The sequence below is a fragment of the Nocardiopsis sp. iso_40 genome (genome assembly GCF_056173285.1).
The window spans coordinates 5,654,972-5,677,942 of the sequence record NZ_CM149666.1 but is presented as its reverse complement, the minus strand read 5'-3'; the positions used below and the strand labels follow the sequence as shown (position 1 = coordinate 5,677,942).

At 71.7% G+C, this 22,971-nt stretch carries 17 protein-coding genes; 12 read left to right on the top strand and 5 right to left on the bottom strand.

The features are described from left to right. The first annotated feature begins 158 nt into the window (after positions 1-158). From AC0VYD_RS24850 to AC0VYD_RS24835, 4 genes are all read left to right on the top strand, one after another. On the top strand, positions 159-473 hold the full coding sequence (locus AC0VYD_RS24850) for a CU044_2847 family protein (protein ID WP_475477732.1): 315 nt from the start codon (positions 159-161) through the stop codon (positions 471-473). Positions 474-595: 122 nt separating this feature from the next. Beyond that, positions 596-4,339 (top strand): HD domain-containing protein, encoded by a 3,744-nt coding sequence (locus AC0VYD_RS24845; RefSeq protein ID WP_475477731.1) that lies wholly within the window; start codon positions 596-598, stop codon positions 4,337-4,339. Positions 4,340-4,402: 63 nt separating this feature from the next. Next, the gene (locus tag AC0VYD_RS24840) at positions 4,403-5,071 is read left to right on the top strand and encodes a response regulator transcription factor (protein ID WP_475477730.1); all 669 of its coding nucleotides are present in this window, start codon (positions 4,403-4,405) and stop codon (positions 5,069-5,071) included. Positions 5,072-5,073: 2 nt separating this feature from the next. After that, the gene (locus tag AC0VYD_RS24835) at positions 5,074-6,549 is read left to right on the top strand and encodes a sensor histidine kinase (RefSeq protein ID WP_475477729.1); all 1,476 of its coding nucleotides are present in this window, start codon (positions 5,074-5,076) and stop codon (positions 6,547-6,549) included. Between the two features lie 3 nt (positions 6,550-6,552). Here AC0VYD_RS24835 and AC0VYD_RS24830 read toward each other — a convergent pair whose 3' ends face one another. Further along, entirely contained in the window at positions 6,553-7,551 is a 999-nt protein-coding gene (locus AC0VYD_RS24830) for a TAXI family TRAP transporter solute-binding subunit (RefSeq protein ID WP_475477728.1), read from the bottom strand. 256 nt (positions 7,552-7,807) lie between these two features. Here AC0VYD_RS24830 and AC0VYD_RS24825 point away from each other — a divergent pair, with 256 nt between their 5' ends. Next, a complete protein-coding gene (locus AC0VYD_RS24825) occupies positions 7,808-9,370 on the top strand; it encodes an SLC13 family permease (protein ID WP_475477727.1) in 1,563 nt (520 codons plus the stop codon). A gap of 308 nt (positions 9,371-9,678) precedes the next feature. Here AC0VYD_RS24825 and AC0VYD_RS24820 read toward each other — a convergent pair whose 3' ends face one another. Beyond that, positions 9,679-10,308, bottom strand: coding sequence for a hypothetical protein (locus AC0VYD_RS24820; RefSeq protein WP_475477726.1), 630 nt, complete (start codon positions 10,306-10,308; stop codon positions 9,679-9,681). Positions 10,309-10,673: 365 nt separating this feature from the next. Here AC0VYD_RS24820 and AC0VYD_RS24815 point away from each other — a divergent pair, with 365 nt between their 5' ends. The 3 genes from AC0VYD_RS24815 (at position 10,674) to atzF (ending at position 16,826) form a co-directional block, all read left to right on the top strand. Continuing rightward, a complete protein-coding gene (locus tag AC0VYD_RS24815; protein ID WP_475477725.1) occupies positions 10,674-11,402 on the top strand; it encodes a GntR family transcriptional regulator in 729 nt (242 codons plus the stop codon). Between the two features lie 64 nt (positions 11,403-11,466). Further along, complete coding sequence (uca, locus tag AC0VYD_RS24810; RefSeq protein ID WP_475477724.1) at positions 11,467-15,123, top strand: urea carboxylase; 3,657 nt, start codon at positions 11,467-11,469, stop codon at positions 15,121-15,123. Beyond that, on the top strand, positions 15,123-16,826 hold the full coding sequence (gene atzF / locus AC0VYD_RS24805; RefSeq protein WP_475477723.1) for an allophanate hydrolase: 1,704 nt from the start codon (positions 15,123-15,125) through the stop codon (positions 16,824-16,826). Before uca ends, atzF begins: the two co-directional genes overlap by 1 nt. Before the next feature lie 5 nt (positions 16,827-16,831). On the opposite strand, the gene AC0VYD_RS24800 is transcribed toward atzF, so the two are convergent. After that, positions 16,832-17,086 (bottom strand): hypothetical protein, encoded by a 255-nt coding sequence (locus AC0VYD_RS24800; protein ID WP_475477722.1) that lies wholly within the window; start codon positions 17,084-17,086, stop codon positions 16,832-16,834. A gap of 134 nt (positions 17,087-17,220) precedes the next feature. Here AC0VYD_RS24800 and AC0VYD_RS24795 point away from each other — a divergent pair, with 134 nt between their 5' ends. From AC0VYD_RS24795 to AC0VYD_RS24780, 4 genes are all read left to right on the top strand, one after another. Then, complete coding sequence (locus AC0VYD_RS24795) at positions 17,221-18,222, top strand: helix-turn-helix transcriptional regulator (protein ID WP_475477721.1); 1,002 nt, start codon at positions 17,221-17,223, stop codon at positions 18,220-18,222. A 132-nt stretch (positions 18,223-18,354) separates the two neighbouring features. Then, a complete protein-coding gene (locus AC0VYD_RS24790; RefSeq protein ID WP_475477720.1) occupies positions 18,355-18,525 on the top strand; it encodes a hypothetical protein in 171 nt (56 codons plus the stop codon). Positions 18,526-18,627: 102 nt separating this feature from the next. Continuing rightward, the gene (locus AC0VYD_RS24785; RefSeq protein WP_475477719.1) at positions 18,628-19,572 is read left to right on the top strand and encodes a DMT family transporter; all 945 of its coding nucleotides are present in this window, start codon (positions 18,628-18,630) and stop codon (positions 19,570-19,572) included. Between the two features lie 49 nt (positions 19,573-19,621). Continuing rightward, a complete protein-coding gene (locus AC0VYD_RS24780) occupies positions 19,622-20,803 on the top strand; it encodes a M20/M25/M40 family metallo-hydrolase (RefSeq protein ID WP_475477718.1) in 1,182 nt (393 codons plus the stop codon). A gap of 74 nt (positions 20,804-20,877) precedes the next feature. Here the strand turns inward: AC0VYD_RS24780 and AC0VYD_RS24775 are convergent, their stop codons facing one another. Then, positions 20,878-22,401, bottom strand: coding sequence for a DEAD/DEAH box helicase (locus AC0VYD_RS24775; RefSeq protein WP_475477717.1), 1,524 nt, complete (start codon positions 22,399-22,401; stop codon positions 20,878-20,880). Positions 22,402-22,654: 253 nt separating this feature from the next. Further along, complete coding sequence (locus AC0VYD_RS24770; RefSeq protein ID WP_191267677.1) at positions 22,655-22,858, bottom strand: cold-shock protein; 204 nt, start codon at positions 22,856-22,858, stop codon at positions 22,655-22,657. Between the last annotated feature and the right edge of the window lie 113 nt (positions 22,859-22,971).

Genomic DNA, 22,971 nt, shown 5'->3' with positions numbered 1-22,971 from the left:
ACCATTGATGCTCCTGTTTCCCGTGGTCCTCGAAATATGTTCGGGTCGGCGTCGTCCCACTTATGTATTGTGAAGAGGCCGGGTCCGGCTTGTACATCCCCACGGGGGTGTTGTTCATGTCGTCCGCATCCGGTCCGTCTCAGGGAAGAGGGCATAAAGTGGCGCGGCTGGTGCGATTCAAGGTTGACTCGGAGGACTCCGTCATCGTCGAGGTCGACCCCGGTGGCGAGGGATCCTACGAGGTGGGTGCCGGGGATTCCGTCGTCGACGCCGCCGAGACCCTGACGTCGAAACTGTCGTCGGTGCGCAAGGCGGTTTCGGTGACGCTCGACGAACTCGGAAACACGCTGCAGCCCGAGACGATCAAAGTGACCTTCGGCGTGAAACTCACCGCCGAGGCCGGGGCGGTCATCGCCAAGTCTTCGGTGGAGGGGAATCTCCAGGTGGAGATGGAGTGGAAACGAAACCAATAACGACTCACCGGTTGCGTCTCCGGATCGATATGTTTCCGTTCTGCCACTGCACTTCTGTCACATCCGTACCTTCTCTCGGGGCTCTCTTCTAGCCTGTCGGTGGAGTCGGAGAGGGGAGCGCGGTGGAGCGCCAGCAGACGGAGAATTCGGTGCGGGACGTCGGTGACGGGGCCGCCCTGATCCAGGCGGGCAGCATCGGCCAGGTCAGCCAGCACTTCCACGGGACGGGCCCTGCCGCAGGGGTGCCCGCCGAACGGGATCCGTGGCTGGCGGCCGTCGTCGACTCGCCCCTGTGGTGCCACGTGCCGGAGGGCCGCGACACCGGGCCCTTCCGGCGGGCCGTGGTCGAGTTCGTCACCGCCCTCCTGCCCCGCAGGGACGAGGCCGAGGCCCGGATGGCGGCGGACCCCTGGCTCGATCCGGGGACGCCGCTGCGCTTCCACCGGCGGTTGGCCGAGCTGCTGGGTTCTCCGGGGCAGAGCGAGGACCTGGACCTGTACCCGGCCGAGGCGGCGCTGCTGGTCCTGACCCCGTTCCTGTTCCGGGTGTACGAGCTGGGCCGGGCCCTCGACCGGGCCGCCCTCGACCCGGCCACCCTGGCCGACGCCGGGTCCCCCTCGCCGGGACGGGTGTCCTTCGAGGCCTTCGCCGCGGAGTACCGGGGGCTGACGGAGAGGGTGCTCCGGCGAGGGCAGGACGAGGCGGCCGTCGGCTGGTGGCTGTACCACCGGTGGTTGCTGAAGGCCGAGAACAGTTCCGGGGTCGAGGACCTCTGGGAGCTGGCCCCCGAACTCCTGCACAGGCTGTGGAAACCCGACCGGATCCGGCACGTCCTGCACGGGCTGCGCCTCGGCCCGGGGGTGTGCAACCCCGAACACCTCGCCGGGTTGCGCCAGGACGAGTACCTCCCGGCCGAGGGGCAGCAGCAGCTCCGGGAACGCAGGCTGGCGCTGCTGCTGGCGCTGGGGTTCGGGATGGCCCTGGAGACGCGCTCACTCCCGGACACCGTCGTCGAGCACCTGGCCATCCCGCACCCCGTCGACCCGGCGGAACTGGGGCGGACGGTGGAGAGCGCCTTCTGGGGGAGCGACCGGCACCTGCTCACCCTGCACGCCGAGTGCCACCACGAGGCGGTCATCGAGGGGCTGCGCGAACACGTGCACCGGGTGGACGAACTGCTGCACGGCGTCCACCGGGTCCTGCGGGCGCACATGGCCAACCTGCCGTCCCGGCTGTCCTCGGACCGGGTGGAACCGGTGGAGGGCGCCTTCGAGGGCTGGGCGAGGTTCCGGATCGACGAGCGCCGGGCCCGGGAGCTGCTCACCGGAGAGCAGTTGTACAAGGACAGGGACCTGGCGGTCCGGGAGCTGTACCAGAACGCCCTGGACGCCTGCCGCTACCGCCGTGCCCGCACCGAGTACCTGGACCGCACCTCGCTGGCCAGCTATGCGTACGAGGGCCGGATCGAGTTCACCCAGGGGGTGGACGAGGACGGGCGCGCCTACGCGGACTGTGTGGACAACGGCGTCGGCATGGGCGAGGCCGAGCTCCGAGGGGTCTTCTCCCACGCCGGTTCCCGGTTCGCCGAGCAGCCGGACTACCTCCAGGAGCGCGAGAGGTGGGGACGGCAGGATCCGCCGATCCGGCTGTACCCCAACAGCCGGTTCGGGATCGGGGTGTTGAGCTACTTCATGCTGGCCGACGAGATTCGGGTGACCACCCGGCGGATGGGGGCGGACGGGGCTCTGGGGCCGGAGCTGGAGGCCGTGATCCACGGCCCCGGGCACCTCTTCCGGGTCGTTCGTACCGGTCGGGAGGGGAGGGCCCCCGGGACGACGGTGCGCCTGTACCTGAAGGAACAGGTCCTCAGGGGCGAGGGCGACGGGACGGGGAGCCCGTGGTCCTGTGTCAGGGCCCTGGGGGCGGTCCTGGGGGTGGCGGAGTTCGACACCGTCGCCGATGACGGTGCGGAGACAACGGCATGGACGGCGGGGAAGCCGAACATCTCCAGATTGGGGAACGGCTATCGTTCCCGGTCAACGGAGCGGACTGTGGGTTGGGACGGTTCGCCCGAGGACACGGACGTGGCGTGGTGCGCTGAGGAAGGAGCCCTGCTGGTGGACGGGCTGCTGGTGCACTCACCGTTCGGCCGGGCGGTGCGGGTTCAGTCGTCATCCCCGGCTCCGCCCTTCGGGGTCATGATCAATCTCTGCGGCCCCTACGCCCCGGTGCGGCTCTCCGTCGACCGCACCCAGGTCCTCGACGAGGTCATCGAATATGTGCGCCCCCTGTTGGAAGGCGCGGTCAGCGTGCTTCGCAGCGGGGGCTGCGAGTTTCTGAACGACAAGTGGTTGGCCTCGTTGGGGGAGAGGGCTCCGGAGCTCGGTGACATCGTGGTTGCGGCCGTCGCGGGGCCGACCTGGCCAGGAGACGTCAAGACCGGTTCCGGGAGGATCGCCGAGATCGGCCATACGGCCATGGACGGGTGGTTGGGTAGGTCCGCGCTGAATACTCCAAACGGGCCGTACCTGGGTTTCTCCCATCCAGATGGTTTCGCTGGGTGGTCCGGTCGGGTGGCGGACCGCTTCTGTCTGTGGCGTGCGCTGGCGTCGGCCCCGGAGGCGGTCGTGGCGCAGCTGTACGGCCTGTGCTCCGCACTTCCTCCGAAAACGGCGTTGCGTTCGGCTCTGCCCACCGACCAGGCTCTACTCCTGGGGGTTTTTGACCTGGCTGTATGGAACTTCCGAGACTCGTTTGAGCAGGGAGCCTTCTACGGACTGACCCCTCACACGGTGGTGGAACGGTGGAAGGAGATCGGTCTTCTCGGTTCGGAGTTGAGAGTGTCGGTGACCGAGGTCGCCAACGCGAACGACGCTCTGCTCCGCATGCTGTCCGAGGAGCAGGTCACGTTGGAGGGGACGCCGGATTACGACATGGTCGCAGCGGTGGCGCAACGGCTCAAGGTTGCACCTGCGACGGCGGTGGACTTCCTGGACAGCCACGGGGCCCCGGTGCCGGACGGTGTGCGGTCTCTGGCCACCGCATCCGAGGCTGAAGCGATCCGGGGAGCACTTGCTCGCTGGGAGAACACATCAGGCGGTTCCCTCCGAAACCGGGCCGAGGAGTACTCGTTGAGGTACCTGTGCCGGGAGGCAGGCTTCTCACCCGAGGAAATGGGTGACTATCTATTTGCTTCGGGCGTTCGTGACCTCGCTCAGAAGGTTTTCGCCACCGAGCTTCGGCGGCTCTGCTCCCGCAGGCAACTCTCCACCGAGGAGTTCCTCCGGGAGGAGGCGGGGATCGGACGTTTCGTCAACGAAGCTGACTTCTCTCTGGCCTTCTTCCTCACCTCGCCGCACGAGGACGGTCTGTCGGGTTGGGAGAAGGGGGAACGGTTGAGGACGTGCGGGGTGGACCTGCCGAACCTGCCGTCCCAGGAGGCGTTGCAACGGCTCCCGGAACTGCTGGATGGATTCCCGAGCCTGCCCCCCTGGCAGATACGACCCCTGGGGGAACCGCTGCCCTTCGCCCTCGCACTCGCCGCCTCTCAGGGACTCGCTCCGGAACTCGACCACCTGCTTGGGGAGCTTGAGGAACACGGGATCACCTTCACACGCCGAGACCTGCCCACAGGTCTGGACCGGCTGAGTGCCCTCCAACTGATCTTCCATCAGCCGAATCAGGGATACCGGCGCTTCCTCGGCGACAGGAGCCCCCTCTCCCTCGCTGTCATCATTGCCGGTTCGTACAGGGTGGACGCCTCCCTGGAGCAGACCGCCGAGTGGTTCCGGGGACTGGGTTACGAGGTGCCCGACCTCGCACAGATGCTGCGGGAGGCCGCTCCCTACATCCCCCTCCGGGAGTAGTCGGCGGGCTGAGCGTGTGGCCTGCGGAGCGGGCGCCCCGAACTCTGCCTACTATGACTAGCCATGCGTATTCTCGTGGTCGAGGACGATGACCGGGTGGCTCGCGGGCTGGTGACCGCCCTGCGCGCGGCCTCCTTCGACGTACAGCGGGTGGCCACCGCGGAGCGGGCGCTCTCCGCGCCCCCCGCCGACGTGGTCCTGCTCGACCTCGGGTTGCCCGACGCGGACGGGATCGACCTCCTGCGCAGGCTCCGGGAACGGCCGCAGACGGCGATCATCGCGGTGACCGCCCGCAGCGAGGAGCGGGACCGGGTGCGCGGGCTGCGGGCGGGCGCCGACGACTACGTGGTCAAACCCTTCGGGGTCGCGGAACTGCTCGCGAGGATCGACGCCGTGCTCCGGCGGACCCGGACGGCGCGGGCCGAACCCGAACGGGAGGACCCGCCGCTGCGGGCCGGGCGGCTCACCCTCGACCTCAACTCCCGGGAGGCGCGGGCCGGGGACGAACCCCTCCCGTTGACGCGCAAGGAGTTCGACCTGCTGCGCCTGCTGGCGGAGCGCTCCCCGCGGGTGGTGGCGCGGGACCAGATCCTCGACCAGGTGTGGGGCGCCGCCTGGGAGGCCTCCTCCCGGACCCTGGACACCCACATCGCCTCGCTGCGCGCCAAGGTCGGGCCCACGCCGCGCATCCGCACGGTGCGCGGGGTCGGCTACGTGCTCGACGAGGACTGACCGTGCTCCGCCGGCTCCTGACCATCCTGCTTCCGGTCGCCTTCGTACTGGTCGGAGCGGTCGTCACCCCGCTGGGCGCGGTCATCGCCCAACAGCGCACCCAGGAGGTCTACGTCGACCGGCTGGGGGACGCGGGCCGGTTCGCCGCGTTGGCCAGGACCGCCCTGGAGACCGACCGGCGCAACGCCCTCACCCAGGAGATGTCCCGGTACGAACAGCTCTACGGCATCCCCGTGGTCGTGGTGGCCCCCGACGGTCGGGTGGTCGCGGGCTCCGGCGACCCCCCGCGGATGCGGGCCGTCGCCGAGGAGGCCGCCACGGGCGGCGGGATCATCGCGGCCCTGGCGGGGGAGCGCCCGGCGCCGCCGGTGACCGTGTGGCCGTGGAACCCGGACCCCCTGGTGGTCGCCGAACCCATCGGCCGGGACAGCGAGGTCGCCGGGGCGGTGGTGCTGGTCGCGCCCACCGAGGAACTGGGGGAGGCCATCCTGGGAACCTGGGGGTGGATGGCCCTGTTCAGCACCCTCCCGCTGGCCCTGCTGGTGGCGGCGTCGATGCCGCTGTCCCGGTGGGTCCTGCGGCCCGTCCGCCGGTTGGACGCCGCCACCACCGCGGTGACCTCGGGCGACCTGGACGTGCGGGTGGACGCCGAACGCGGACCGCCGGAGCTGCGCCGCCTCACGGAGTCCTTCAACACCATGGTGGACGTGGTGCGCCGGGCCCTGGAACGGCAGCGCTCCTTCGTCTCCGAGGCCTCGCACCAGCTCCGCAACCCCCTGGCCAGCCTGCGGCTGTCGGTGGAGAACCTCGCGCCCTACCTGCGGGGGGAGGAGGCGCGCCAGGCGCACGCGGTCGCGATCGAGGAGACCACGGTCATGCACCGCATGCTGAACTCGCTCCTGGCCGCGACCCGGCTGGAGAGCGTCACCGGCACCGAGGCGGTGGAGGTCACCGGGCTGGTCGAGACCCGGGTGGCGCGCTGGAACGCCCTGGGCCGGGCCCGGGGCATCGAGGTGAGCACTGACCTGCCCGAGCGGGTGTGGGCGCACGCTCCCGCGGGCGGTCTGGGGAGCATCCTCGACGAGCTGGTCAGCAACGCGCTGCGGCTGTCCGGGGGCACCCGGATCGAGGTGCGGGCCGAGGACGGGGAGCAGGTGCGGATCGGGGTGCTCGACAACGGCACGGGGCTGCCGGAGGAGGAGCGCGAGGCCGCCCTGGAACGGTTCTGGCGTTCCCCCGGCCACCAGAACACCGAGGGCACCGGTCTGGGGCTGGCGATCGCCGCCGACCTGGTCCGGGAGGCGGGCGGGCGGCTCACCCTGGGCGAGGGCCTGGCGGACGGGGAGCGGCGCGGGTTCGGTGTGGTGATCATCCTGCCTCCCGCCGAGCCGTCCGCGCCGTCGACCGACCCACCGGTCCCACCGGCCGACCCGCCGGACCCACCGGACCCACCGGCTCCATCGGCCCCGCGGGACTGAACCTCACTCCGAGTGCGCCGGGGCGGCCGGTCCGTCTTCCGCTGGCCCCGGTCCCTCCGATGCGGGTTTGTTCTCCCGGTACCAGCGCTCCGCCCCCGGGTGCAGTGGCGTGACACCGGTGGAGATGCCGGTGCGCACGTTGATCTGGGCCGCCTCGGGGCGCTGCTCGGCCATCCGGGCCGCCCCCGTGTACACCGTGTCGGCCACCAGGTAGACGAGGTCCTCCGGCAGGTCGTCCCGGCACAGCAGCAGGTTCGGAATGGACATCGTCGGGCAGGCCGGGACACCCGTGTAGGTGGTGGCCGGGATGGTGGCCGGGAAGTACGCCTCCGGGTGGACGGCCGCCATGAGGTCGGCGGCCTCGCCCAGGTCCACCAGTCTCAGGTCGTTCTCCACGGCGAGGTCGGTGATGGCCGGGGTGGGCAGGCCGGTCAGGGAGAACATCGCGTCGATCCCGCCCGCCGCCAACGCCGCCGCGGAGTCGGCCTGGTTGAGCCGGACCACCTCCGGGGCCACCCCGGTCACGTCGAGGAGCTGCTCGGCGGTGAACTCGGTACCGGAGTTGACCGTGCCGACCGAGACCCGCAGCCCTTCGAGGTCGGCGAGCCGCCACACCGGGGAGTCCGCGGTGACGACCAGGTGGACGAAGCTGTCGTAGAGCCTGCCCACCGCGCTGATCAGCGACCTCTCGGCGCCGAACTCCAGCACCGAGTCCAGGTTGGCCAGCCCGAGGTGGGCCTGGCCGTCCTCCAGCAGGATCAGGTTGTCGTGTGAGGCCCCGGTTTCGACGGTGACCACCTCGCTCTCGGGGAGGCGGTCGTCGAGGAGTGCGGCGACGGCTCCGCCGATCTCCCGGTAGACGGCCCCCCGGGGTCCGGTCGCGATCACGATCCGGGGCAGGCCGGGGGCGGGGTTGCGGGTGCAACCGCCCACGGCGCCGATCGCGATCGCCCCCGCGGCTCCCAGGAGGGCGGCTCGTCTGGTCGGTCCCGTGGATCCCATACCCGCAGCTTAGACAGTGCGCGGAGTGGGGTGAGCGGACCATCCCGCATCACCCGTCGTTTCCGAACGTGCACCGTATGTCGCTCTATGTCAGAGGAATCCCAAGAATGCCGGAGTTACTTTGCACACACACCCCTGTGAACTCACCATCTGTTGGGTCAGGACGTAATTCGCAGGTAACCCCGTGGCAACGCGCGGTTCAGGCCTGCGAAGACGGGCGCGGGGCAGGCTCCGGCGCCCAGTGAAGGAGGACTCCATGGCGACCCAGAAGGGCGTCGATACCCCCGACAAGGCGCCGGTCAAGCGCGAGGAGAAGTCCTCGCAGGGGTTGACCCGCAGCCGCGTCATCGGCCTCGTTCTCGGGCCCCTGCTCGGCCTCGCGGTCTACCTCGCGATGCCGGAGATGGCACTGCCGCTCGGTGAGGGCGAGACCGAGACGGTCATGTCCGTCAACGGAGCGGCCGTCGCCGCCATCACGGCCTGGATCGCCGTGTGGTGGGCGACCGAGGCCCTCCCGATCCCGGTGACCTCGCTCCTGCCGCTGGTGCTCTTCCCGCTGATGGTGGAGGGGACGGCCGTCGGCGACGTGGCCACCTCCTACGGTTCGGCCACGATCTTCCTGTTCATGGGCGGCTTCATGCTCGCCCTGGCCATGCAGAAGTGGAACCTGCACAAGCGCATCGCCCTGACGATCGTCTCCAGGGTCGGCTCCAACACCGCCGGGCTCATCGGCGGCTTCATGATCGCCACCGGTTTCATCTCCATGTGGGTGTCGAACACCGCCACCGCCGTGATGATGCTCCCGGTCGGCCTCTCGGTCGTCGCGCTGATCGCCCAGTTCCGCAACGGCAGGACCGACGCGAACTTCGCCACCGCGCTGATGCTCGGCATCGCCTACGCCGCCTCCATCGGCTCGGTATCCACCCTGATCGGCACGCCGCCCAACGTCCTGATGGTCGCCTACCTCGCCGAGAACCACGACATCCACCTCGGTTTCGGCGAGTGGATGATGGTCGGCCTGCCGCTGGCCGCCGTCTTCCTCCTGCTGGCCTGGTTCGTGCTGCTCAGGGTCTTCCCGCCGCAGATCAAGAAGGTCGAGGGCGCCCAGGAGCTCATCCGCACCGAACTCGCCGAGATGGGCCCGATGTCCCGCGGCGAGAAGCTGGTGCTCGCCCTCTTCGCCTTCGCCGCGTTCTCCTGGATCTTCGTCCCGATCATCGCCGACATCGGGGCCGTGGCCGAGGCCGCCCCGTGGCTGGGCAGCATCAGTGACGCCGGTATCGCGATGACCGTCGCGGTCCTGCTCTTTCTCATCCCGGTGGACCGCCGGACCCCGCTCATGGACTGGGACACCGCGGTCAAGCTCCCCTGGGGCATCCTGCTCCTCTTCGGCGGCGGCCTCGCCGTCTCCACGCAGTTCACCGACTCCGGGCTGAGCTCCTGGATCGGCGGCCAGGTCTCCGGGCTGGCCGGGGTGCCGACCTGGATCCTGATCACGGCGGTCGCCGCGCTGGTGCTGATCCTGACCGAGCTCACGAGCAACACCGCCACCGCCGCCACCTTCCTGCCGATCCTCGGCGGCGTCGCCGTCGGCATGCAGGTCGACGTCCTCGTCCTCATCATCCCGGCGGTCCTGGCCGCCACCATGGCGTTCATGCTTCCGGTGGCCACCCCGCCGAACGCGATCGCCTTCGGTTCGGGCTACGTGAACATCACCCAGATGCTCAAGGGCGGGCTCTGGCTCAACCTGATCGCCCTGTTCCTCACCCTCGCCACCATGTACGGCCTGGTCACCTGGGCTCTCGGGGTCTCCCTCTAACCTTCGGGCCCCACCCCGGGGCGGCGCCTCCTCTTCGGAGGCCGCCCCGGCACTCCCACGGGCGCCCCGCCCGGATTCCGCTCCCGTCCAGCGGAACCGGCCGGGGCGCCCTTCGCCGTGTTCCGGGCCGCCTGATCCGGTCCCGTACTCCGGGGTCGGTACTCATCGAAGTTGTCGGCCATGCAGAACTCTCACCTGGAAACTGACAGATTCGAGTGCTGCGACGGAGATGCGTTCTGCGCCATCAAGTTGTCAGGTTCCGACCAAGAACTTCTGCCGGTCTCGGACCCGTGGATCGCGAGCGGAGTTCATCGGTAGCAGACCTGGCGTCCGGCCTGGTTGCCGCGCAGGTCCCGAATCAGGACGTGGCCCGGCCCGGGCGGAGGGCAGGACGGATGGTGCAGGCCAAAGCCTTCCAGCTCTGCGGACAGGGCATGGCCACGGCCGAAGTACGCCGGGTCCAGGGCGAAGGACACCATCGTCCCGCTGTCCGGGGGCGGATCGAACTCTTGGGGGGCGGTGCGGGGGCGGATACCGTCGTGTTCCTGGCTCAGGCCGCGTCCCGCGCACCACATCTGCACGTTCGCGCGCTCCGACAGCGCCGCCACGGCCGCCAGCAGCCACCACTCGGGCCCCAGCAGCGACCCGAAGTAGCCGGACCTGGGCAAACCTGAGGGACCCCAGTCGTGCTGCTGGTCCACGACCATCGTGAAGTCGAGATCGCCGGTGATCTCGATGACGGAGCGCAGCGTGTGCACGTCAGCCGTGACACGCGCCGGATGGAGGGTATGTCCCGCCACGGCGCACAGCACCCTGGCCGGCAGTTGCGGGGTCTTAAGCCCAACCCCGAAGTACATGCCCGGCCTCATACGCACACTGGCATCGAACTCCAACACCTCGATGTGCGATGCATCGTATGCGTGCTTTTCTTCGGTCATAGACCAAGCATCACATCAAGATCCGTTCAGCCTCGGACCTCATGCCCGACGCACGGAAACGCCGCGTTGCCTGCTTCGCAGAGTTCCTGTCATGCCGCTGGAGAACTGACAGTTTCCCTGGCAGGCATCCTGCTCAACTGACAGATTCAGTGAGTGACGACATCCGGGGTCCTCGTCCGGAGTGCCCCGCGCCCTCACGTGCGTCCTGAGACGTCCGTACCCGGGACCGGGCCCCCGACCGGACAACCGGTACGGCCGGGCGCGAAACACGCCGGAACACGCCGCGAAGCGACGAAACACGGGGAAACCCAGGCTTCACCCGGCGACAGGGCCGGTGAAACAAGCGCTTCCTAGCGTCTGGGCCCATGGACACACCGCTGTATACGCGGCCCGACCCGGCCGGAACCGGGAACACCGCCGTCTCCCGCCGTGACCGGGTCCACGCCCTCATGCGCGAGGAGGTGCTGAGCGGCCGAGTCACGCCCTACACCCGCCTGGGCGAGGTCCGGCTCGCCGAACGCTTCGGGGTCTCCCGCACCCCCGTCCGCGAGGCCCTGGCCCGGCTCCACTCCGACGGCCTGGTCGAACGCCGCGACAACGGCTTCTACGTCACCGTCCCCGACCTCGCCGAGCTGCGCGACCTCTACGAGCTCCGGGTCACCCTCGAACTCCGCGGTATCGCCCGCGCCGTGGAGGACCGCACCATCCGGCACGACCCGCGGATCCTCGCCGGGGAACTGGAGCGCTGGGAGAAGCTGCGCTCCGACCCGCCCGCGCCAGACCCCTCCTTCGTCCTCCTCGACGAGGAGTTCCACGCCGCCCTGTCCCGGGCCTCCGGAAACGCCGCCCTCACCGGGGCGCTGGTCTCGGTCAACCAGCGGATCCGCCGCGTGCGCATGTACGACTTCCTCACCGAGGACCGGATCACCTCGACCATCACCGAGCACGTCCGGATCGTCGAGCACCTGCGCGCCGGCGAACTCGACTCCGCCTACCGGGCCCTGCACGAACACGTGGGCGCCTCCATGGAGGTCGTGCTCGAACGGGCCCGAGGGGCCCTGACCCGGACGGCCCTGCACACCGACCGCCTCTGAACCCCTCGCCGCACCTCCCGCGTTCCCGACCGCCGACCCAGTCCCCGATCCGAGGGAGAGCCCCGTGTTCGACTCCGTGCTCGTCGCCAACCGCGGCGAGATCGCCTGCCGCATCATCCGTTCCGCCCGGGAGACGGGCCTGCGCACCGTCGCCGTCTACTCCGACGCCGACGCGGGAGCACCGCACACCCGGATGGCCGACGAGGCCGTCCGCCTCGGCCCGGCGCCCGCCGCCCAGAGCTACCTCGACATCGAACGCGTCCTCGCCGCGGCCGCCGCGACCGGGGCCGGGGCCGTTCACCCGGGGTACGGGTTCCTGTCCGAGAGCGCGGAGTTCGCGCACGCCGTGGAGGCCGCCGGACTCGTGTTCGTCGGACCCGAGCCCCGCCACCTGGAGGAGTTCGGCGACAAGCACACCGCCCGCAAGGCCGCGGCCGCGGCCGGACTGCCCATGGTCGCGGGCAGCGAGACCCTCCCCGACGTCGGGCAGGCGGTGCTGGCCGCCGAGCGCATCGGCTACCCGGTGATCCTCAAGTCCACCTCGGGCGGAGGCGGGATCGGTCTGCGCCCCTGCTTCGACGAGGACTCCCTGCGCTCCGCCTTCGACCAGGTCAGCCGGATGGCGCGGACGCACTTCGGTGACGGCGGGGTGTTCGTGGAACGTTTCGTGTCCGAGGCCCGGCACATCGAGGTGCAGGTCTTCGGTGACGGCCACGGCAACGTGGTGACCCTCGGGGACCGCGACTGCTCGCTCCAGCGCCGCAACCAGAAGGTCGTGGAGGAGGCCCCCGCCCCCGACCTGCCCGACGCCCTGCGCGCCGAGCTCCACCGCACCGCCCGTGAACTGTGCGCCGGGGTGTCCTACCGCAGCGCCGGAACGGTGGAGTTCGTCTACGACGTCGAACGCGGGGAGGCCTCCTTCCTGGAGGTCAACACCCGGCTCCAGGTCGAACACCCGGTCACCGAGGAGATCGCCGGGATCGACCTGGTCGCCTGGATGCTGCGCCTGGCCCGCGGCGAGGACGTGCTCTCCGGCGTCCCGCCCCGGGGCCCGGACCGCACCGGCCACGCCGTCGAGGCACGCGTGTACGCCGAGGACCCCGCCCACGACTTCCGTCCCAGCTCCGGCCTGCTCACCCGGGTGGAGGTCCCCGCCGACGTCCGGGTGGACGGCTGGGTGGAGACCGGCCAGCGGGTGACCAGCGACTACGACCCCATGCTCGCCAAGGTGATCGTGCGCGGCGAGGACCGCGCGGACGCGCTGGACCGGCTCGGCCGCGCCCTGGCCCGGGTACGGGTCGACGGGGTGCAGACCAACCTGGGCCTGCTGCGCGCCCTGGCCGCCCACCCGCAGGTCCGTGCGGCCACCCACACCACCGCCACCTGCGCGAGGGTCGGCGACCCCGAACCGCGCGTCGAGGTGGAGCGCGCGGGCACCCTCACCACCGTCCAGGACTTCCCGGGCCGTACCGGGTACTGGCAGGTCGGCGTGCCCCCGTCGGGTGCCGTGGACGACCTGTCGCTGCGCCTGGGCAACACCGCCCTGGGCAACCCCGAGGGGACGGCGGGCCTGGAGTGCACGATGGAGGGCCCGGCCCTGCGCTTCACGCACGCCGCCACCGTGTGCGTGACCGGCGCCCCCGCCGACGTCACCGTGGACGGCGGCCCGGTGCCGCAGTGGGAGCCGGTGCGGGTGCCCGCGGGCGCGCTGCTCGACGTCGGCCCCGCCACCGGACCGGGAATGCGCACCTATGTCCTGTTCCGCGGCGGCCTGGACGTCCCCGAGTACCTGGGCAGCGCCTCCACGTTCACCGCCGGGGAGTACGGCGGGCACGCGGGCCGCGCCCTGCGCCCGGGCGACGTGCTCCGCCCGGCGGTGAACGGTACCGGCCGACCGGCCTCCGGCTCCCCGGAGGGCACCGCGGAACCGCGCCCGGTCCCCGAGGCCGACCGCCCCGCCTTCCCCGCGCCCGGCCGGGGCGGCGGGGCCGGGACGGGCGACGGCGCCCACTGGGACATCGAGGTCTCCGAGGGCCCGCACGCGGCCCCCGAGTTCCTCACCCGCGACGGCCTCGCCGACTTCTACGCCACCGCCTGGCGGGTCCATCCGCAGTCCGCCCGCAACGGCGTCCGCCTGTCCGGACCCAAACAGACCTGGGCCCGCCCCGACGGCGGCCAGGCCGGGCTGCACCCCTCCAACGTGCACGACACCGCCTACTCCGTCGGCGCGGTCAACCTCTCCGGCGACACCCCCGTGATCCTGGGCCCCGACGGTCCCAGCCTCGGCGGGTTCGTCTGCCCGGTCACCGTGGTCACCGGCGCCCGGTGGAAGATCGGCCAGCTCCGCCCCGGCGACACCGTCCGGTTCCACCCGGTCACCGAGGCCGCCGCCGAACGGCTGCACACCGAACCCGCGGCCGCGGCCCTGCTGCGCGGCAGCGGATCCGACGGCGACGACGGCGTGCTGGCCCGCGTCCCCGCGGGCGAGGACACCCCGGAGGTCACCTACCGGCGCGGCGGACACGACAACCTCCTCGTCGAGTACGGGCCGATGGTCCTGGACCTGGGCCTGCGCATGCGCGTCCACGCGCTGATGGCGGCCCTGGACCGGGCCGCGCCCCGGGGCGTCGTGGACACCACCCCGGGTGTGCGCTCCCTGCACCTGCACACCGACCCCGAGGTCCTGCCGCTGCGCACGCTCCTGGGCCTGCTCCAGGAGATCGAGGCGCAGCTGCCGCCGACCTCCCGGCTGCGGGTGCCCAGCCGCACCCTGCACCTGCCGATGTCCTTCGACGACCCCTCCATCCACGAGGCCATCGCCCGTTACGGGACCGGGGTGCGCGACGACGCCCCCTGGAACCCCGACAACATCGAGTTCATCCGCCGCATCAACGGCCTCGACAGCGTCGACCAGGTCCGCGACATCGTCTTCGACGCCTCCTACCTGGTGCTGGGCCTGGGCGACGTGTACCTGGGCGCGCCCGCCGCCACCCCGCTGGACCCCCGGCACCGGCTGGTCACCACCAAGTACAGCCCCGCGCGCACCTGGACCCCCGAGGCCGGTGTGGGCATCGGCGGCGCCTACCTGTGCGTGTACGGGATGGAGAGCCCGGGCGGCTACCAGCTCATCGGCCGCACCGTGCCGATCTGGTCCGGGCTGCGCCAGTACGGGCGGTTCGAGCCCGGAACCCCCTGGCTGCTGCGGTTCTTCGACCGGATCACCTGGTACCCGGTCGGGCATCAGGAACTGTTGGACATCCGCGCCGACCTGCTCGCCGGGCGCCACGAACCGGAGGTCGCCGAGGGCGAGTTCGTCCTCGCCGACCACGAGCGCTTCCTGGCCGAGAACGCCGACTCCATCGCGGAGTTCGAGAGTCGCCGGGCCACCGCCTTCGACGCCGAACGGCGGCGCTGGGAGGAGGCGGGCGAGTTCGAGGACAGGCCCGAACCCGAGCCGACCGCACCCGTCGGGGGACCGGACCTGCCGCCCGGCGCCTGCCTGGTGGAGGCACCGCTGTCCGCGAGTGTCTGGAAGGTGGACGTGGAGCCGGGCGAGACTGTCCGGGAGGGGCAGCCCGTCGTCCGGCTGGAGGCCATGAAGCTGGAGGTGGTGGTCCGGGCCCCCGCGGCCGGAACCGTCGCCGAGGTCCTCGTCAGCCCTGGACAGCACCTGGACCCGGGGCACGCCCTGGCCGTCATCACCGAAGGAGGGACCGCCTGATGCCCGCACCCACCGAAAGGGTCCGCGCCGCCTACCGCCGGATCACCGAGGCCGACCGGCCGGAGGTCTGGATCGCGCTGCGCCCCGAACAGGAGCTGTCGGCGGAGGCCGAGGCGCTGGAGGAGCGCCTGGCCTCGGGGGAGGGGCTGCCGCTGGCGGGCACCCTGGTGGCGGTCAAGGACAACATCGACGTCGCGGGCCTGCCCACCACCGCCGGGCACCCGGGTTTCGCGTACACCCCCGAGGCGAGCGCGACCGCGGTGCGACGCCTGGTGGACGCCGGGGCACTGGTGCTCGGCAAGACCAACCTGGACCAGTTCGCCACCGGGCTCGTGGGGACCCGCAGCCCCTACGGCGCGGTCCGCAACGCCCTCGACCCCACCCGGATCTCCGGGGGTTCCAGCTCGGGCTCGGCCGTGGCGGTGGCCCTTGGCATCGCCGACGTCGCCCTGGGAACCGACACCGCCGGATCCGGACGGGTACCCGCCGCCCTGCACGGCCTCGTCGGTCTCAAACCCACCCTGGGCCTGGTGCCCAAGACCGGGGTCGTGCCCGCCGCCGAACCGTACGACTGCGTGACCGTGTTCGCCCGGGACCTGGCCTCCGGTCAGCGGGTCCTGAAGGTGATGACCGGCCCCGACCCCCGCGACCCGGCCAGCCGCGACTGGCCCGCCGACGTGCGCCTGGCACCCCGGAACCCGGCACGGACGGCGGTCCCGGACGCGGCCGGGCTGGCCCCGCTCAGCGACGGGGAACGGGAGGCCTTCCGGACGGCGGTGGCCGCCCTGACCGGTGCGGGGGTCCAGGTCGAGGAGGTGGACGTCGCCCCGCTGCTGGAGGCGGCCCGGCTGCTCTACGACGGTGCCCTGGTCGCCGAGCGGCACGCGGCGGTGGGCGCGTTCCTGGCGGAGCACCGCGACTGCCCGGACACCGACCCCACCGTCGCCGGGATCATCCTGGCCGCCGCCGATCTGCCCGCCACCCGGCTCGCCGCCGACCAGCACCGGCTGGCCGGGTACCGGGCCCTGGCCCGGGAGCTGCTGGACGGGTTCGACGGGCTGCTGGTGCCGACCACCGTGGGCCACCCGACGCTGGCCGAGGTGGCGGCCGACCCGGTGGGTGAGAACTCGCGCCTGGGCACCTACACCAACTTCGTCAACCTGCTCGACCTGGCGGCGGTCGCCGTCCCCGCCGGAACCGCCGACGGCCACGCGTTCGGGGTCACCGTGGTCACCCGCGCCTTCGAGGACCAGGCGGCCCTGGACCTGGCCGGGCTGATCACCGGCGAGGAACCCGGTCGGGCTCTGCCCGGCACCGGGGTGGAGTTGGCGGTGTTCGGCGCGCACCTGCGCGGACAGCCGCTCAACCACCAGCTCACCGAGCTGGGCGCCAGGTTCGTGGAGGCGACCGCGACCAGCGGGGACTACCGGATGGTGGCTCTCGCGACGACGCCGCCCAAACCCGGGCTGCTGCGGGTCAACGGCGGGGGTTCGGCGCTGCGCTGCGAGGTGTGGTCGATCTCCCCGGCCGGACTGGGCGCCTTCCTCGCCGCGCTCCCCGCCCCGATGTCGCTCGGCGCCGTCACCCTCGCCGACGGGCGGACCGTGGTCGGTTTCGGCTGCGAACCGGCCGCGGCCGAGGGCGCCGAGGACATCACCCGCCACGGCGGTTGGCCGGCCTACCGGGAGTCCCTGCGGGGCTGACCGCCTCAGCCGGGCAGCCAGCCCCGCAGCGCGGGCGCGCGGGCCAGCGCACGCACCGTCAGCTCCCGGACCGAGCGCAGGGCGGCCAGGTCGTCCGTGGCCCCCACGAAGTAGGTGATGACGGCCGACCCCGCCCCCGGGGCGACGTGGATGTGTTCGACCCGCTCCGCGGGCCCGGCCATCGCCCACAGGATGTCCACCAGTCCCGGCGGCGGGCTGCGGTCGCTGTCTCCGACGATGGTCACGGCCAGAATGAGCATGTCCGCCAGCCTGGTGACAACGGAACCCGCGCGACAGGCCCGCGCCCTGACAGGAAGCGGCCCGGCAGCAACACGCCCGGGACCTGTGCGAGAATCACCTCCGGCCGCACACCGTTCACCTCATGGGGGGTTGTGTGCTGTCCGCACTCGGAATCGACGCCACCACCGAGTCCGTCTACCGGGCCATGGTCGACCACCCCGGATGGGGGGTGGCGCAGATCGCCTCCCATCTGGTCCTGTCCGAGACCCGGGTCCACACCGCGCTGGACCACCTCACCGAACTCCGCCTGCTGCGGCCGAAGTTCGCCGACTCCTCGGTCCTGCGGCCGGTCGGGCTGGACGTCGCCGTGCAGATCCTCCTGGCCCGTCGCGAAGGAGAGGTCCACCGCGCCCAGGAGCGTCTGGCCGCCGGCCGCGCAGCCGCCCTGGAGGCCCTGGAGACCGGGGCCGCGCGCCCCGGGGGCGGACGCCCGGGCGAGGAGATGTGCTCGATCGAACAGGTGCAGGACCGCCTGGAACGGCTCACCCACGCCTGCGCCGAACGGATCTGGTCCTTCCACCCGGGAGGCGCGCAGCCGCACGCCCAGCTGGAGGCCTCCCGGCCCCTGGACGAGATGCTGCTCGAACGCGGCGTGGACATGCGCACGCTCTACCAGGACTCCGTCCGCAACGACCACGGCACCCTCGGATACGCGCGGTGGCTGACGGAGAACGGGGCCGCGGTGCGGACCGTGCCGGTGCTCCCCGTCCGCATGGTGCTGTTCGACCGCTCCGCGGCGCTGCTCCCCCTGGACCCCGAGGACACGGGCGCCGGAGCGGTCCAGCTTTCCGGCCCCGGTGTCATCACCGCGCTGGCGGAGCTGCACACGGCGGTGTGGGAGCAGGCGAACCCCTTCGGCGCCACGGCCGACCGGGAGGGGCGTGCGGACGGCGGGGACGCCCCCGACGGCCAGGAACGGCAGATGCTCAGACTCCTGTCCCAGGGGATGACCGACGAGGTGGCCGCCCGCCACCTGGGCATCGGTGTACGCACCGCACGCCGCATGATGGCCTCGCTCATGCGGCGCCTGGGCGCGCGTTCCCGGTTCGAGGCGGGGGTCATCGCGCAGAGGCGGGGCTGGCTCCCCCGGGCATGAGCCTGCCGGGGCGCTTGCTGCCACCCCGAAACCCTTCCCGGTCCACCTCGCGGACGGCATCGTGGTGCCTGCCCGGTTCCGGAAACGGTGCGGGCACACCCCTCGAACCCCCAGCCGTGGAGGAGTACGCCCGTGTTCCGCAAGCTCGCCGCCCGCACCGCAGCCGCTGCCCTCGCCACTGCCCTCGCCGCCGTCCTCGCCGGCCCGGTCCTGCCGACCGGGCCCGCCACCGCCGGTGCGCCGAACGCCGCCACGGCCGCCGGCGCCGTCCCCTCGAACGACGACAGCGCGGGTTGGAGCTGACCGGCACCGCTGCCCGCACCCGTCACCCGCCGCCGACCGCTACCTGCCAACGGCCAGGACCGGCCACCATCCATCCGATGATCCGAAGGAGGGTCAACCGACGTGACCGCCACAGACACCCCCGCCGACCCCGAGGCCGAAAGGCCGTCCGCCGCCCGCGTCCTGAGCTGGGCGGTGTGGCTCGGCCCGCTCCTCGCAGCGGCGGCCACCCTCATCTGGTCCGGGAACTTCGTCATCGCCCGTGCCGTCTCGGGGGAGATCCCGCCGGTCCAGACGGCCTTCTGGCGGTGGGCCATCGCCCTGGTCGTCCTGGCACCGTTCGCCGCCCGCGGCCTGTGGGAGCACCGGCGCACGATTCGGGAACACGCCCGCTACATCGCGCTCGTCAGCCTGCTCGGGGTCACGCTCTTCAACACCCTCATCTACGTCGCCGGACAGACCACCTCGGCGACCAACCTCGCCCTCATCGCCGCGGTGTCCCCGGTCGCGATCGCGGTGTTCGCGGTCATCGGCGGCGAACGGCTCCCGGCCGTGCGCGTCGCGGGCATGCTCACCGCCCTCGCCGCCGTGGTCGCCCTGATCACCAAGGGCGACGCCGGTGTGCTCCTCCGGATGGACTTCGCCCCCGGAGACCTGTGGATGATCGCCGCCATGCTCACCTTCGCCGGGTACTCCGCCCTGCTCAAACGCAAGCCCAAGCAGGTGCCCGCGGTGGTGTTCCTCGCGGCGACGGTCCTGTTCGGCCTGGTCATGCTGCTGCCCGCGCTGGCCGTCTCCCTGGTGCTGGAGGGCGGGTTCACCCCCACCACGGGCAACCTGTCGGCCCTGCTCTACATCGGTGCGGCCTCCTCCGCCCTGGCCTTCTTCCTCTGGAACAAGGCGGTGGAGCTGATCGGCGCCACCCGGGCCGGCGTCGTCTACTACCTGCAGCCGGTCTGCGTCGCCGTCCTGGCCTACCTGACCATCGCCGAACCCGTCACCGGAGCCCAGGTCGTCTGCACGGTCCTGGTCCTGGCGGGCGTGGCCCTGGCCTCCTCCCGCAGGTGACCCGGACCCCGACGCAGGCACCCCCGACCCACAGACGAAGGAGAACCGCATGCCCCCCGTTCCGCGGATCAACGAAGCACGACTCCTGAAGGACATCCGGCGGCTCGCCCAGATCGGAGCCGGGCAGGACGGCGCGATCTGGCGCATCGCCGGCAACGAGGCGGACATGGCCGCCAGGGACTGGATCGACAAGACCATGCGTGTGGCGGGGCTCCACTCCCGCTACGACGCCACGGGCAACGTCCTCTCCAGACGCGGTGACAGCTCCGGGCCCTGGCTGCTCATCGGATCCCACTCCGACACGGTCCCCGCCGCGGGCCACCTGGACGGCGCCTACGGGGTCGTCGCCGCCATGGAGGTCCTGCGCACCCTGCACGAGAACGACCACCCCATGGCCGACCACACCGAGACCGTGTCCTGGTTCGACGAGGAGGGCGTCATGGAGGGGAGCAGGGGAGGCCTGACCGGCTCCACCGCCCTCGTCAACAGTCCCCACGCCCGGGAACTGGTCGGCTACCTCGAACTCCACGTCGAACAGGGGCCGCGGATGGAGCGGGAGGGGATCGACCTGGCCCCGGTCACCGGCATCGTGGGGGTGCGCCGCTACACCGTCACCGTCGGCGGACAGGCCAACCACGCCGGAACGACCCCGTTCGAGCTGAGGCAGGACGCCGGGCGGGTGGCCTCCCGGGTCGCCCTGCGGCTGAGGTCCCTCTGCCAGGACAGGGATCCGGACGCGGTCGGCAACGCCGGGGTGGTCACGTTCGGTCCGGCCGCGGCCAACGTCGTCCCCGGCACCGCGCACGTGGAGCTGGAGATCCGGGCCGGACGCGACGAGGTCCTCGACGGCATCGAAGGGGACCTCACCGACTTCCTGGCCGCCGCGAGCGCGGAGGAGGGGTGCACGGCGGGCCTGGACCGCACCAGCGCCAAGGCCGCGGCCGAGTTCGACGCCCAGGTCCTCGGTGTCGTGGAGGAGGCGTGTCGTGAGCACACCGACAGGTGCCGTCCGATGCTGTCCTACGCCGGCCACGACGCCTCGGTCATCTCCACCGGTGTCCCCACCGCGATGCTGTTCGTCCCCTCCACCGGGGGTTTCTCGCACTCCAACCGTGAGCACACCCCGGACCGGCAGCTCGTGCTGGGCGCGCAGGCGCTGCTGGACGCGGTGGTGCGGTTGGGCGAGGCGAAGCTGCCCGGCCTGCGCGGGGCCGAACTCGCCGCGGTGTGAGACGCCCCCGGACACGACGGAGCCCCGCCACCCGCGAAGGGGTGACGGGGCTCCGTGACTGCTGTCGCCGTCGGCTAGGCCTGCGCGGCCGGACGGGGACGGCGTCCGCGGGAGGACGAGCCCCCACGGGAACCGCCGCCGCCGAAGCCGCCGCGCGAGCCGCCGTAGCCGCCACCGCGGGAGCCGCCGTAGCCGCCGCGCGGGCCGCGCTGACGGTTCTCCCGGCGGGGCTCGCTCGGCAGGGACACCGGCACACCGGACGGGGCGCGGGCCCCGGTCACGCGGGCCAGCTCCGGGTCGTCGGCGTTCACCTGGGCGGTCTGCGCCTCGATCCGGGCGCGGTGCATCAGGCGGGTCATCTCGCGGCGCTGGTTGGGCGTCACGAGGGTGACCACGTTGCCGGACTCGCCGGCGCGGGCGGTACGGCCGCCGCGGTGCAGGTAGTCCTTGTGGTCCGTGGGCGGGTCGATGTTCACGACCAGGTCCAGACCGTCCACGTGGATGCCGCGGGCGGCGACGTTCGTGGCGATCAGCGCGGTGACCGTGCCCTCCTTGAACTGCTTGAGGGTGCGGGTGCGCTGGGGCTGGGACCGGCCGCCGTGCAGCGGAGCCGCCCGGACGCCGCTGTCCAGCAGGTGCTGGGCCATCCGGTCCACCGCGTGCTTGGTGTCCAGGAACATCAGGACCTGGCCCTCGCGCGCCGCGATGTGGGTGGCGGTGGACATCTTGTCCGCGTGCGCCACGTGCAGGACGTGGTGCTCCATGGTGGAGACGGCGCCCTCGGACGGGTCGACCGAGTGGACCACCGGGTCGTTGAGGAATCGGCGGACCAGCTGGTCCACGTTCCGGTCCAGGGTGGCCGAGAAGAGCATGCGCTGGCCGTCGGCCGGCACCTGCTCCAGGATCGCGGTGACCTGCGGCATGAAGCCCATGTCGGTCATCTGGTCGGCCTCGTCCAGGACGACGGCCTCGACCTCGTCCAGGACGCAGTCGCCGCGCTCCATCAGGTCGCGCAGGCGGCCCGGGGTGGCCACGAGCAGCTCGACACCCTGGCGCAGGGCGCGTGCCTGGCGGTGGATGGGCATGCCGCCCACCACGGTGGCCATGCGCACCCGCACCGAACGGGCGTAGGGGGTGAGGGAGTCGGTGACCTGCTGGGCGAGCTCGCGGGTCGGCGCGAGGACCACGGCCATGGGGCGGTGCTCGTTCGCGCTGCGGCCGTCGAGCCGGGCCAGGAGGGCCAGGCCGAAGGCGAGCGTCTTGCCCGAACCGGTCTGGCTGCGGCCCAGGACGTCGCGTCCGGCCAGCGAGTTCGGCAGGGTGGCCGCCTGGATCGCGGACGGGGTGGTCAGGCCCTGGCGGGTCAGCGTCGACTTCAGCGGCGCGGGCATCTCCAGGTTCTGGAAGTCGTCCACCGGGTCGAGCCCGGGGTTGACGGTGACGGGGAGCGCGAACTCACCGCCGGAGCGGCCGCCGCCGGAACGGCCCTGGTAGCCGCCGCGGGGGCCGTCGAAGGAGCGGCGGGGGCGCTGACGGTTGAAACCGCCGGGACCGCCGGAGGGACGGCCGTGACGCGTGTTGGCGCGAGGATGGTTCATGTAAGACCTTTCGCCGACGGCGCTTGCCGGGCGGGAAACCCCTGGGGGCTTCGGCCTGTGGCACCGGGTGTGCGCCGGAGGAAATGCATAGAGATCCACGGCCCGCACGGAAATCCCGGGGTCGTGGCGGTTGAACCGGTGCCAGTCGGAGAACGACGGCCAGAAATCCGGTCCTGGAAACAGTAAAACGGACAGGGGCCCTGCGCCCTGAGGGCGGGCCCCTGCCGTCTGAACAGCCTTAGGGCGTGTTCGGTCAGATCAGGGTGATGTTGTCAGCCTGGAGACCCTTGGCGCCCTGGGTGACGTCGAACTCGACGGCCTGGCCTTCCGCGAGCTCGCGGTAGCCGTTGGCCTGAATCGCCGAGTAGTGGGCGAAGACGTCAGCGCCGCCGCCGTCCTGCTCGATGAAGCCGAAGCCCTTGTCGCCGTTGAACCACTTGACTTTGCCAGTAGCCATGGATGTACCTCTCGCTCGGGAGCATGTTAAGAAAACCGCGGTCTGACGATTTTCCCGTCACCGCGGTGATCACCCGAAAACGATGTAAATCCAAACGGGTATCACGACTGCAA

Bases quoted from the DNA above. Each gene is read 5' to 3' on its own strand.
- AC0VYD_RS24840 (WP_475477730.1), top strand. From the start codon at position 4,403: ATGCGTATTCTCGTGGTCGAGGACGATGACCGGGTGGCTCGCGGGCTG.
- AC0VYD_RS24830 (WP_475477728.1), bottom strand. From the start codon at position 7,551: ATGGGATCCACGGGACCGACCAGACGAGCCGCCCTCCTGGGAGCCGCG.
- AC0VYD_RS24825 (WP_475477727.1), top strand. From the start codon at position 7,808: ATGGCGACCCAGAAGGGCGTCGATACCCCCGACAAGGCGCCGGTCAAG.
- AC0VYD_RS24820 (WP_475477726.1), bottom strand. From the start codon at position 10,308: ATGACCGAAGAAAAGCACGCATACGATGCATCGCACATCGAGGTGTTG.
- AC0VYD_RS24815 (WP_475477725.1), top strand. From the start codon at position 10,674: ATGGACACACCGCTGTATACGCGGCCCGACCCGGCCGGAACCGGGAAC.
- atzF (WP_475477723.1), top strand. From the start codon at position 15,123: ATGCCCGCACCCACCGAAAGGGTCCGCGCCGCCTACCGCCGGATCACC.
- AC0VYD_RS24800 (WP_475477722.1), bottom strand. From the start codon at position 17,086: ATGCTCATTCTGGCCGTGACCATCGTCGGAGACAGCGACCGCAGCCCG.
- AC0VYD_RS24780 (WP_475477718.1), top strand. From the start codon at position 19,622: ATGCCCCCCGTTCCGCGGATCAACGAAGCACGACTCCTGAAGGACATC.
- AC0VYD_RS24775 (WP_475477717.1), bottom strand. From the start codon at position 22,401: ATGAACCATCCTCGCGCCAACACGCGTCACGGCCGTCCCTCCGGCGGT.
- AC0VYD_RS24770 (WP_191267677.1), bottom strand. From the start codon at position 22,858: ATGGCTACTGGCAAAGTCAAGTGGTTCAACGGCGACAAGGGCTTCGGC.